The 12100-nt window shown below is 55.1% G+C and carries 10 protein-coding genes; 2 read left to right on the forward strand and 8 right to left on the reverse strand.

All coding sequences use genetic code 11. From position 1 onward, the window contains the following. The first annotated feature begins 47 nt into the window (after positions 1-47). Together Q31a_RS10895 and Q31a_RS10900 are read left to right on the forward strand one after the other, a co-directional pair. On the forward strand, positions 48-905 hold the full coding sequence (locus tag Q31a_RS10895; RefSeq protein WP_145077466.1) for a fumarylacetoacetate hydrolase family protein: 858 nt from the start codon (positions 48-50) through the stop codon (positions 903-905). A gap of 157 nt (positions 906-1062) precedes the next feature. Continuing rightward, on the forward strand, positions 1063-1749 hold the full coding sequence (locus Q31a_RS10900) for an FKBP-type peptidyl-prolyl cis-trans isomerase (RefSeq protein ID WP_231691146.1): 687 nt from the start codon (positions 1063-1065) through the stop codon (positions 1747-1749). 648 nt (positions 1750-2397) lie between these two features. Here Q31a_RS10900 and Q31a_RS10905 read toward each other — a convergent pair. The 8 genes from Q31a_RS10905 to odhB all read right to left on the reverse strand — a co-directional run bounded on the left by Q31a_RS10905 (position 2398) and on the right by odhB (position 12097). Next, positions 2398-4095 (reverse strand): hypothetical protein, encoded by a 1698-nt coding sequence (locus Q31a_RS10905; protein ID WP_145077468.1) that lies wholly within the window; start codon positions 4093-4095, stop codon positions 2398-2400. Beyond that, a complete protein-coding gene (locus Q31a_RS10910) occupies positions 4079-4618 on the reverse strand; it encodes an RNA polymerase sigma factor (protein ID WP_145077470.1) in 540 nt (179 codons plus the stop codon). Before Q31a_RS10910 ends, Q31a_RS10905 begins: the two co-directional genes overlap by 17 nt. Before the next feature lie 464 nt (positions 4619-5082). Next, positions 5083-6108, reverse strand: coding sequence for a prenyltransferase/squalene oxidase repeat-containing protein (locus Q31a_RS10915; protein WP_145077472.1), 1026 nt, complete (start codon positions 6106-6108; stop codon positions 5083-5085). 569 nt (positions 6109-6677) lie between these two features. Further along, positions 6678-7382 carry a PEBP family protein gene (locus Q31a_RS10920; RefSeq protein ID WP_145077474.1) on the reverse strand — a complete coding sequence of 235 codons (705 nt, stop codon included), beginning with the start codon at positions 7380-7382 and terminating at the stop codon, positions 6678-6680. Positions 7383-7658: 276 nt separating this feature from the next. Continuing rightward, complete coding sequence (locus tag Q31a_RS10925) at positions 7659-8153, reverse strand: hypothetical protein (RefSeq protein WP_145077476.1); 495 nt, start codon at positions 8151-8153, stop codon at positions 7659-7661. Between the two features lie 493 nt (positions 8154-8646). Beyond that, entirely contained in the window at positions 8647-10002 is a 1356-nt protein-coding gene (locus Q31a_RS10930) for a Gfo/Idh/MocA family protein (protein ID WP_145077478.1), read from the reverse strand. A 188-nt stretch (positions 10003-10190) separates the two neighbouring features. Further along, positions 10191-10862 carry an adenylyl-sulfate kinase gene (cysC, locus tag Q31a_RS10935; RefSeq protein ID WP_145077480.1) on the reverse strand — a complete coding sequence of 224 codons (672 nt, stop codon included), beginning with the start codon at positions 10860-10862 and terminating at the stop codon, positions 10191-10193. Positions 10863-10867: 5 nt separating this feature from the next. Beyond that, the gene (odhB, locus tag Q31a_RS10940; protein ID WP_145077482.1) at positions 10868-12097 is read right to left on the reverse strand and encodes a 2-oxoglutarate dehydrogenase complex dihydrolipoyllysine-residue succinyltransferase; all 1230 of its coding nucleotides are present in this window, start codon (positions 12095-12097) and stop codon (positions 10868-10870) included. Positions 12098-12100 lie beyond the last annotated feature (3 nt).

Genomic DNA, 12100 nt, shown 5'->3' on the forward strand with positions numbered 1-12100 from the left:
TTGATAACCTCCCCCCACCCCTCGCGTCTCACCGGTGAAGCAATCCCATGAAGTTGGCAAAACTGTTAAATGACGCTGGAAATCCTTGCGTTGGTCGTGTCTCCGATTCTTCCGTTGAAGTCATTGACCTGTCCGCGGGAAATTTTACGTGCTTGTCGGCACTGCTGGCGGCGCCCGATGTACTGGCGGCGGCCGAAGCCCTGCCCGCAACGGGGGAGCAGTTTTCGATTCAGGATGCACGTCTTTTGCCCCCAATTGACCAGCAAGAGGTGTGGGCTGCAGGGGTCACCTACAAACGCAGTCAGACCGCGCGAATGGAAGAGTCGGAAGCAGCCGCCTCGTGTTACGACCGGGTCTACAATTCGCCACGGCCTGAAATCTTTTTCAAAGCCACACCACATCGCGTACGCGGGCACGGTGACGCCCTGCGCATTCGCGAAGACTCCGCTTGGAATGTACCCGAGCCCGAACTGACACTCGTACTTTCGCCCAAATTGAAGATTGTCGGTTTTACGATCGGCAACGATATGAGCTCGCGGGACATCGAGGGGGATAACCCACTCTATCTTCCTCAAGCCAAAATGTACGACCAATGCTGTGGCCTGGGCCCCTGGATTACGTTGACTGCCAGTATGCCGGCCAAAGAAGACATCGAAATCGATTTGAAAATCACGCGAGACGGCAAAATCGTGTTTGACCAAGCGACCCGAGCTACCGAGATGGCACGAACTTTTGAAGATTTACTTTCCTGGCTTGGCCGAGACAACAGTTTTCCAGCAGGAGCGTTTTTGTTGACCGGGACCGGGATTGTGCCCAACAGCGATTTCACCCTAGCGCCCCGCGATCAGGTCAATATCTCGATCTCAGGGATTGGTACGCTGAGCAACTCGATCGTTCAAGGCTGATATTCTCGCGTTTTCACTTGGAATCTGCCTCAGTGAGCTTGAAACGGAACCAAAGGCGACAAGAATTACAACATCTGCTATCCCCCCGGGGTGGCAATCTGCTTTTATCAGCTGCTTTATTGAGAAGTAGCTGCATCCTACCTTCAAAGGAATCAGTATGCGTTTAGTCGCCACCGCAGTAATGGCAATTGCCAGCCTGCAAACGGTTGCAATGGCCCAACCTGCACTTCAGCCCTTAACACCTCCTGGTGGAGCAAAGGCGGGAGCGAATGCGGCCAGCTACGGCATTGGGTACGAAATTGGTATGAATATCAGCTCCGGTGGAATTTCGGCAGAGGATATCTCCAAGTCGGACCTCATGACCGGTTTGCTCGATGCACTGGCCGGCAAAGAGCCAGCCATTACCTCCGAAGAGATTCGGGCGGCGATGGAAGCGCTGGGCCAGAAGGTACTCGCCCGCAAGTCTGCCGTAGCTAAGAAGTTCTTGGAAGAAAACAAGTCCAAGGATGGCGTTCAGGAAACCGATACCGGCCTGCAGTACCAAGTTATCAAGTCGGGTAACGGAGCGACACCAACGACGGCCAGCACGGTTAGCGTGCATTACGAAGGTAAGCTCGTCAACGGAGAAGTCTTTGACAGCTCGATTGCGCGGGGCGAGCCGACCAGCTTCCCCGTCACACGAGTCATTCCTGGCTGGACCCAAGCTCTGTTGAGAATGAAGGTCGGCGACAAATGGCGTCTGTTCATTCCACCTGAATTGGCCTATGGCGAGAACGGCTCACCACCGGTCATCGGTCCTAACGAAGCGCTCGTCTTCGAAGTGGAATTGCTCGAGATTAAGTAGTTTGCATGGGGCACCTCTGGCTGGAATGAACCCTGATTCCTCCTGCCGAGAGCGGCCAAATTGAATGCTGCAGTCTAAAACAGCCCTAGCCCGCTCGAGCAATCGAGCGGGCTATTTTTTTGCATGCTTGGTTGGAGCTCCGCTGGCATCGCCTTTCTGCATCGTTCAAGGCGCACTCTAACTCCGTCCTAGCGTCAGTCGAAAGTCGCTCTTAGAGGTTCCCCTTGGTGATTGATTGTTGCTAGGGAATAACTCCCGAGAGATCGTCTGCATGCATCGGAGCCGTGGGGAAGTGCAACCCCGATCGCCGCTGGAAAACGATTGGAAGTGAGTTGGAGGCTGAACAAGACGCACCACTCGGTACGAGGTTTCGTTCATCCTGTGTTCGCATCGTTTCCGATGCAATGGTCTGTGCAATCGGGTTGCGTCCTAGTCGGTCTGTCGCTAGGGACACCGCACCAACGAGAAACAGCTCGCCGCAAATCATCGCGACGAGCTGTTTCGATTTCAAATCGGGCGACCGAATTGGAGGAGGCTTCCCTTGCTAGAGCCTCGCCGAAGGAACCACGCTGCCAGTCGGATTGGGAAGGCCCGATTAAGTCCCCTTCGATGAGCGGCTTGTGGGATGCTCTCGCACCCACTCGACGGCTACTTTTCTGCAGCTGGCGCTGGTTCGTTCGCTTGGCGAACGACGTAAGTCGTTAGCTTTCGCGTTTCCGGTTCGAACGTGATCCCAAGCTCCTTCTCATACCACTGGCGAGCCATCTGCAGCGATCCCTCGTCGACGAACCAGGGCGAATCGCTGGCTACTAGATACTGGTCGTAATTTACAGCCGTCTTGTAGTCGTCCCACGAATCGTACTGACTTCGATCAAACTCCGGCGCCCTCGGAAGACCTGTTTGATCCACGATGATCGGATGCGTACCGGCGATCACTGTGCTGTTTTGCAAATAGTGAAAGTCATCGAAAAGCTGGTCCAACGAAACTGGATGCAGCAAATGCCCGACACCAAGCTTGACCAAGCCACGCTGTTCACGGCCGCCTTGCACGATGTAAGGAACCGGGGGATTGACTTCCGTGTAGGACTTGCGAGAGACGCCATCATGCTTTGCAATCCAAAACTCACGCTCCTCTTCAACCGTGTTAAACTCCAGGCCAACCGTTCCAAGTGCGTAGGAGGTCCACTCTTGCCACGGAGTGCCCGATTCGCAAACCAAGTCCGACCGCGGGAAGGTTCGCTCTGCCAATTCCCTCTCAACTCGCCAGCGATACAAGTCACGCTCTTCGGCCTGACTCGATACGCGACGGCGGATGAAATCCCCCACATTCATTTCGCCATTCTGCCCATTATCCAACGGAACGACCATAAAGCGTCCATCGGGAGTTGGTTTTGTATACTGGTAGGAGAACACCTTTTGATCCGTCCGAGCAACGATTCTTGGCAGCGCTGGATTTGCTTGCTTCTGCAATGCAACTCCGACGTTTTGAACATGTTGATTCCACACCGCTATGACATTGTCCATTTGACCGCCATAACGCAAGTTCTCCGTGGCGGGAGGAGCATACGCGACGACGGTGTTTGGCAAGGGTTCATTGTAGGCTAGGCTCAACTCAAGCACAGTGATCGTGCGCCCTTCGACTACATGGCTCCGCGTGTAGGACACCGGCAAATGCGTGCTTGCGTCAAACCAATAGTCGGCAGTCTTGCCGTGGCGATCCAAGCGAGTTCCGCGGAGTACCCTACCGTCAACTTCACGCGAACCAAGATCGGTTGTGGAATTTCCCTCCGCCTTCAGTTCTCGCAACACTTCACTCAACGTTTCGAAGCGGCTGATGTAGTCCTTGGGTTGACCCTTCGAAACATACAGCAAGTTAGTATCACGTTGATATTCGTTCAGCGTATCGCCGTCACGCGTGATGGTGATGGGGCCCATCGCTTCGTACGCGCGGCTGTTGCGACTTTCGTCACTCCAATACCAGGCGTCAATGGCGTGTTTCTCATCGTCGCCGACGGCGGCATCGCTTTCCAATGGCCACTTGCGAACAACTGTGGTTGTCCAGCCCGTCGCATGAATCACATCCACCTTTTGCAAGGCGGCGACGGCTTGGGCATACAGGGATTTCGGTTGCGTCATCCACCAACCGACAGCGAGCATCAGCGCGGCTGCCGTCGCCAGCGCTGCCAAGCGGCGCAGCGATCGAACTGCTGGCCGTTCGACTTGGATGTGAGCAGGTTCCTGTTCACTGGCAATCTCCGATAGAACTCGTTGAGCAAAGTCTGGAGGTCCAGACAGTTCGTTTTTCAGTTGTGCGAGACGGGTATCAAGTTTATTTGGTTGACTCATGTTTCGTACACTCCTCATGTGTTAGCCATGCTTGTAGTCGCTGGCGTGCGCGAAAAAGTTGTTTCGTAATCGTGCCGACGGGGCAGCCGAGTATGTCGGCGATTTCCTGGGCGGTATGCCCCTCGAAGTGCTTCAGTCCGATAGCGATTCGCTCTTGCTCAGGCAGCCGGTCGATTAATTCGAGTAGTTCCATGGAACTACTGGTCCAACCGTTGACGTCCACTGCCGTATCAGGATCGAGCGTGGCAGGCGTAGTGCGTATTTGCTTCATTGCCGCCGACGATGCCCGGCGCCGGACAATGCCAATTAGCCATGAAGCAAAACTGCCATGATCCCTAAGCCTCGAGAGCCCCTTGTATGCTGCGATGAAAGATTCTTGAGTGATGTCGTCAACCAAATGGTCATCCGGCATAATTCGCTTTGCGGTCCCGCGAGCAAGACGCTGGTAGCGGCTGATGAGCTCCGCGTACGCATTGATCTGTCCGGCGAGTACTTTTTGAATGATCTCTCGGTCGCTTGTCACAGTGGGAGTCTCTTAAAGCGTTTTTCGGAAAGCACTTCCCGTTGAAGCCCGTCATCGTAGTAGTCCCTGCTCAGGTGGATTTTGCGGCAATGAAAGGGATTATTCTTCATTGACGATGCACAAGAAATGGGATTCCCAGCGCCTTGGGCCACACTTTGAAGCCTCGCTTGCCTCCCAACCCGAGCAGCGGCTATTCGCTCAAGACCATTGAGGGCAATAGTGGTGGGACTCACTTAAGCTTCAATGGCACGCGAACTGAACCGAATTGGGCGATTTGCCGAGCGAGCCGTGAATGCTGAGATTACACCCGACTGCAAACTGCCTTTAAGGTTGATCCATGCGTATGAACGTGGGACCCGATGCTGACGTTGCAGTGAGCGGGGGCGGAGGCTCAACCTGCGGACGCGACGTGAGGAGCACTGTGGTCGGTCCTGGGGTACGTCTCGAAATCTGTGTAAGAACTATCATTCATTCGTTGGCATCAGCTGCGCAAGTGCAGACGTCGCCCAAGCGGTAGCGGCAACGGAAATGAACTGATGCTTGCCGTGCGGGTCCCCATTGTCAAAGAACGGTTGGACTGGTTCCGCGTGGCTCTCAAATTTCCAAGATCCATCAGCGTGCTGAGTCTGCAAAAGGAAATCGCGACCGCGTGCAATTGCAGGATCATTCGGTGCTATTCCTGAGTCGCATAACATGAAGACCGCTTGCCCCGTGGAAAGGGCATCGCTGGGGCGTTCCTCCGATTCGGCCCAACCACCATCGCTTTGTTGACTATTCAAAATAGCCTGTTGCACAAGTGCCTTTGCGTCTTCATCCCCACCGAGTTGTTGCAGTCCCCACAATCGCCAAAGTCGATCTTGTTGACTTGTCAGGGGAGCGCTGGCCAGCCATCTAACAGCCGCAGTACGAGCGAGCGCGACGCGCGGCTGCTGTTCCACGGTAGCGTACCGCTCGATTCCTACGAGGGCCAGAACCGTGTCGCCGACCATTGAGGCCTGCATGGGCGCACGTCGGCACGATGCAATCCAACGTCCGTTGTTCAATTTAGTGAGATCCGCGGGCGGATTGTCTCGCAATCTTGCGACTCCCTGGATGAGAAGCAAGTAGTTCACCATGGCTGTCGTCGTCTCGTCGGAGACCCGCTGATCAAGACTCAGTGCCCAGAGGCCATAGCCGACCGTGGCAGCGCCACCGGGAACGTGGGAGCCCATATCCATGTCTTCGATAAGCGGCTCAAAATAGGAATGAGCTGCATCCGCTTGCGCCTGCATCCAATTCGAATCCAATTGCAGCCCGGCTTGGGCGCCTTCGAAAGATGCCAGCATGGGAAGCGTATGATGGTGACACGAAAAACAGTCTTCATTGGATTGCCAGTTGACCGAAGCGCGTTGCAAGCGTTCGAGACCACGTCGCACCGTCGTTTCCACATCGGCGGAAAAACTTAGTTTTCCAATAGCGCAGAACACCAAGATAAATAGAGCTGGCTTCATGAAATTCTCGTGGATGGGCCACTTCGCTTCCTAGGTCCAGCCAACTAGCCGAACCTTCAGGTAGTCGCGTCATGGGATGTGAGAGGGAGATGCGAGAGGAAGCGTTCACGCGACGGCAGGAACCCATGGTTTTATCCGCCAATATTCCCTTGCGGCTGACCGCGAGATGTTCGTCGCTGCTGTAGCCTAACACGAAGCATGATCGGCAAGCAAGTTTTACCGCAACCCTCTAGGAACGATGCTGGCAGATTGAAGGTTGAGATCGAATCCTGGACAGAGGCTGAACAACCAACAGATTTTCAGTGTAGGGACGCGGCCCACATTATGTCGGAGCCCCCCGCGATGGGATCTGCCACATGCGTTGGCTTGGCCCGGTTGTGGCGAAAGGGGCTCATTAACCGACTTGCACCGATTGTACCCGTCAAATTCAGCAGGAGACCCGGTGTGGGTGCAGCGGGATGTTTCGTCTAGAAGGCAATGGCCGTGGCGCAGGTCCTGGCAGAAAAGTCCGACCAGCCTGACTGGTAGTGCTCTGGCTCGGTTAGCGGCAGGCCGTTTGTAGTTGATTACTAGGGTTTATCAATCACGATTCGAAACAGAATCGTATTGTCTTTCTTGAGGTCGTCGCTCCAAATTAATCGCGCGTCCTGATCCCAGGCAATCCGGTCATATCCATCCTTGGGGCGAACGTCACTCACCGAAAATTCTGTAGCTGCCTGCCATTGCTCCGTAGAAAACGCTTCCGATTTCCAGTTTGGCGGTTCCGCGGTCGTAGTGAACGCGCAGGGCCCTTCCCCAGCGACCGGTGATGCTTGAGCTGCACAGTCATCTTCCACTGGACCATGGTGCAAAACCAAACAACGCCAGCTAGAATCGGTTGCGGCCAACAATTTTCCAGTAGTGGCGTCTCTAAATTGAGCGATGAAGCCACCATCGCCAAGTTGTTGCTTCTTGGTGCCGATGTACTCCAGCCCGGAATCGTCTTCTTTAAAGTCCTTCAGGACAAAGTTCAGCACGATCGGATAGTCCGCGTTGAACGCAAAGCTCTCCGCATTGAACGATCGCTCAGTCGTGATGCTGACGGAGTCTTCGAGCAACAATTGGTCGCCGAGATAGAGCGCGAACCAGTTGTCCGCCCAAACATCACCGTGAATTGTCACCGCGCCTGTCGTGCCCTTCAGCACATTTCGATTTTGCTCACGCCTGCCACACCCCACCAAGAGCGCTAGGCACGCCATAACCACAAACGTCAATCGCAATGGGTTGATAATCATTGGTATAAGTTTCCCGCTGACGACGGCCAGCGTTAGCTTTAGGTGTTTAGGATTTCCGTTGGCTTACGGATTATGCAGCCCATGGGAGAATGCCAAACGCTATCTTGGCGATTGGCAGTGCGTGGGGGGCCGTCACCGCAATAGGAATGTTCACAAAGTGTAGTATCATCGTCGGTGTACTTGTCGCACCAGGAAGGGGCCAGACGGGACGCTGAGAGACGTCAGGGAAGTTGGCTAGCACTGCCTGTCTTCAACTGCTTTACTCGCTGAAATCGGCTAATGCGAAACCGGCCGAACCGTTAGGAGGACAGGACTATTCTTGTACGTTCCAATCTCAATGGCTTTTCCAATTGGGTATTCCCCATCGGGAATGGTAACCGTCAGTATTTCGTTCAACGACGTGTCGACGGAGAAGCTTTCCGTAGTGGAACCTCCAGCACTACCGCCGTTTGGAGTCTCAGGCCGGATCGTGGTTTTTATCTTTGAATCGTTTTCGCCATCCACCCTTTTTCGCTCAGCAGCGAAGCGGACCACTGAATCCATGTCTGCATTGGGATTCCGTGGATCAAATAGGATCGTGCTGCGTTGACCAGTTGTTTCTACGATGATCTCGGACTTAACAGGCGGGTGGAATGACACCAATGTCAGTGAGCTATCGTCATTGTTTGATGGATCTGGCGAAGCGGTGATCTGCAACAGCGTCGGTGTGATGGCCGTTTGGCTGCAACCCATGGAGAGGCAGAGTACGAAAATGGCAAGCGTGGTTTTCATGGCTCAATTTCGGTTGGGTCGCAAACACGGGATCTAGTGGCGTGGAGCTTTGAGGTTGTAATGGGGCGTGAAGCCGCCGCACGCTTGTGTTTTACCGCTCGGGGGCCGGACCCAAGTGGTAGCACTGCATTTGCACTGAAGTGTCCCAACCGCTAATTTAGTCTAGCAGGAATGCTTGACGCATCGCAAGCAAATTCCAACGCGATGCTTGGGCACTGCAGGACTCTGCAATTGGCTGGCTCTCTTCCTCACTATTTGAGTGGACGCCGCCGGATGAGAATTGGGGCATGGTACGCGAGTAGGCACAGAAAGGCCGTCACCGCGAGACTGATGGGCCAGGGCAGGGGGGCACGAGCGGTGTTGCGAAGACCAGATATTGCCGCGGCCTCAATGCAAAATAGCCCACTCGATGATTCGAGCGGGCTATGGTTCTGCGTGCGTGGCTGAACGGCTGGAAGGGAAGTGGTGCCCCTTGGCCATTGCGTCCTAGCGACTAAGCGTAGGGGGTGTATTCACCAGGAACTGGAACTGGGTATTCGCCGGTTGGGCCAGGCATAGTTGGTGGATCGGAATCGAGAGTGTAGCTATCGATACCAGGGCAGATGTCCTTACCCTTTTCCCACAGCTCATCCCACTTGATGAGTTGTCCTGAGTAGCAAGCTTCGCGTCCCAGAATGGCGGTGAAGGTCGACTTAGCGCCGTATTCACCTTCGTTGTAGATCTCGCCACGCATAAGGGCTTCGATCAAGTCGTGTTGTTCTTGTTGGTGCCCTTGCTGATCGCGCTGTTTGTCGAAGGTGAATTCGTTTTCGCCCATAATTCGGCCGGAGGGATCTGCGGTTCCCTTGCTACCATGCGCAAACTCGGAAACGTTGGTCCAGGAGTTTGCTAGGTGGCGCCCTTGGCTGAACATCTTAGTGCCATCGGAGAAGGTGTATTCGCAGAAGGTGTGATCAAAGATCTGGCTCTTGGTCGCATCCCCATCCAGACGCTGTCCGCGTCCTCCCATGCCATTGCATTCCACAGGGTACTCGCCCTTAACCCAGCAGCCGACATCCAGGTTGTGAATGTGCTGTTCTACGATTTGATCGCCAGACAACCAATTGAAGTGGTACCAGTTATTGCACTGGAAGGCCATTTCGGAGGGCTCCACTTTCATGCCCTTGGGGAGACCCTCGGGAGGAGTCATGAGGTTGGCTGCCTGCTCGCGGCCCTTCCACCAAATGCCTCCGCCATTCCAATAGACCCGTTGGCAGATGACATCCCCGATCGCGCCATCATGAATGCGTTGGATGGTTTCTTTGTATTGGTTTTCGTGGCGGCGTTGCAGGCCGATACCGACCATCAAATTCTTCTTCTTGGACTCTTCAACGGCCTTCATGAAGCGTCGCACGCCAGCGACGTCAGAGGCTACCGGCTTTTCACTGAAGATATGACGACCACGGCTTACCGCATACTCGAATTGCTGTGGCTTGAAGGCGGGGGGAGTGGCAATAACGACTAGGTCGCAATCGACATCGATAGCGTTCTTGTAGGCGTCTAGGCCTGTAAAAACGCGATCGGCGGCGACGTCGACTTTATCCTTGTACTTTCGCTCTAACTGCTTGATGCAACTTGCAGCTCGTCCTGGAAATGCGTCGGCGACTGCAACCAATTTGATGTTGCCTTTGGTTTCCATGATGTTCGAGGCAGCCCCCGTACCGCGGCCGCCGCATCCGATGAGCACGACTCGGATCTCATCGCTGCCCGCGGCATGGGCGGTTCGGGAGACTTGGGTGGCGATGGCAGCAGTGGTGGCTGCGAGAGTCGAAGCCTTCATGAAACTACGGCGAGAAGGTTGTTCTAGCATCGAATGTTCCCTATCTAATTAAGGTGATTCAAACGGTTAATGATTGAATGTTAGCGGCTGACTGTTGGCCGCTACGATTGTAACTGAATTCCGATCCGATTGGAAATCAGAGAGGCGGAGAAAAAAAGAAGTTTCCGCCACCTTTGACCGCTGTTGGCTGGTCGCCAGCTGTGGAGCTCGGAGCCGAATTAGGCTGGGAGTCGGCCGCGCTGCACAAGAGCCTGCAGCACCTCAGCGGCCAATTGATCCGCGTTTCGCTCTCCGGCCTGGAGATGAATTTCCGGCTGCTCGGGAGCTTCGTAAGGATCGCTGATTCCCGTGAAATTTGGGATTTTTCCCGCCCGTGCGAGCTTATACAAGCCTTTGGGATCGCGTGCCTCGCAGACTTCGAGCGGAGTATCGACGAAGACTTCTACAAAATCTCCAGCCTGCCCATGGTCTTCCACCCACTGCCGCACCAATTGGCGGTCCCGGCGGTAGGGGCTGACAAATGCCGTGAGAGTGATCAAGCCCGCAGAGACCAACAATTGGGCTACACAGCCGATCCGCCGAATGTTCTCCTCGCGATCCAGCGGCCCGAAGCCCAGGCCGAATCGATCGGCAAACTCTTTTCCGTGCTGCGCTTCGAGCAGATTTGGGCCAGCGCACAGGCCGTGGCGAATGTTGTCACCATCCAACAGGTAGGTATGCACTCCCCGGGCATTCAATAGTGCGTCCAGAGCATTGGCCACGGTGCTTTTCCCGGAGCCGCTCAAGCCGGTAAACCATACGACGCAACCCGAGTGCCCTGTAAGACGCTCGCGGCTCGACCGGTCAACGTCTTGGGCATGCCAGACGACTTTGGGGGAAGTATCAGTCATCTTGGCTAAACTTCGAGGAACAGACGCGTTGGATCTTCGCAGATTTCTTTAATCGTTTTCAGGAAGCTTACCGCCTCTCGTCCATCGATGATGCGGTGATCGTAGGTCATGGCTAGATTCATCATTGGCAAAATGACGACTTGTCCATTGACCGCCATAGGACGCTCTTGAATGGTGTGGAGTCCCAGGATCGCGCTTTGAGGCGGATTGACGATCGGCGTGCTCAACAGGGAGCCATAGACTCCGCCGTTGCTAATGGTAAACGTGCCCCCTTCCAAGTCGTCGGGAAGCAAGCGGTTCTCCATCGCCTTAGCAGCGTAGTCGCCAATGGTTCGCTCGACATCGGCAAAAGTCATGTGTTCGACGTTGCGCAACACCGGCACGACCAGGCCTTTTCCGCCACCAATTGCGATTCCAATGTCATTGTAGTGACGATAGATGATGTTGTTGCCGCGGATTTCGGCGTTGACCGTTGGGTAGCGCCGGAGCGCCTCGACACTCGCTTTGGCAAAGAACGACATGAATCCGAGTTTCACGCCGTGGCGTTCTTGGAAAGCGTCGCGATACTTTTTCCGCAGCTCCATAATGGGCTGCATGTTGACTTCATTGAAGGTGGTGAGCAGAGCGGCTGTCTGCTGGGCTTCGACCAATCGAGCAGCGATCGTGCGCCGAATCATGCTGAGGGGTTTCACCTCTTCGGTGCGGCCACCGGCTGGAGTTGGAGTCAGGCCTAGGTTCGCCGAGGACTCAAGGACTGGAGCCGACTTGGGTTGCTGCGTCGCGGGCTTGGCTCGCGCGGCCAAGGCATCTTCCTTGAGGATTCTGCCTCCCGGACCTGTGGCCGTGACATCGCTGGCCGAGAGGCCGTTTTCCTGCATGATCCGCTGGGCGGCAGGCATGACACGTGGCTCGGCTGAGCTGTCCGGGCTGGCTGGCTTGGCGGTCGACTGCGCTGGAGCCGACGCGGGACTGGCTGCTTCCGCGGGTTCTGTGGGAGCCTCGGCAGGCTCAATATCGCACAGAACATCCCCCACAGCGGCAAACTCTTCTACTTGCTTGTGCAGTTTTCGGAGGTAGCCCGCTTCGGGAGCAGGGACTTGTACCGATGCCTTTTCCGTTTCGAGTTCGACGATATTTTCGTCTCGGTCGACCCAATCGCCTTCCGCTTTCAGCCATTGTCCGATTTGGACTTCGGAAATGGATTCGCCAACAGAAGGTACCTTAACTTCCAGCATCGC

It is taken from the genome of Aureliella helgolandensis (assembly GCF_007752135.1).
Taxonomy (GTDB): domain Bacteria; phylum Planctomycetota; class Planctomycetia; order Pirellulales; family Pirellulaceae; genus Aureliella; species Aureliella helgolandensis.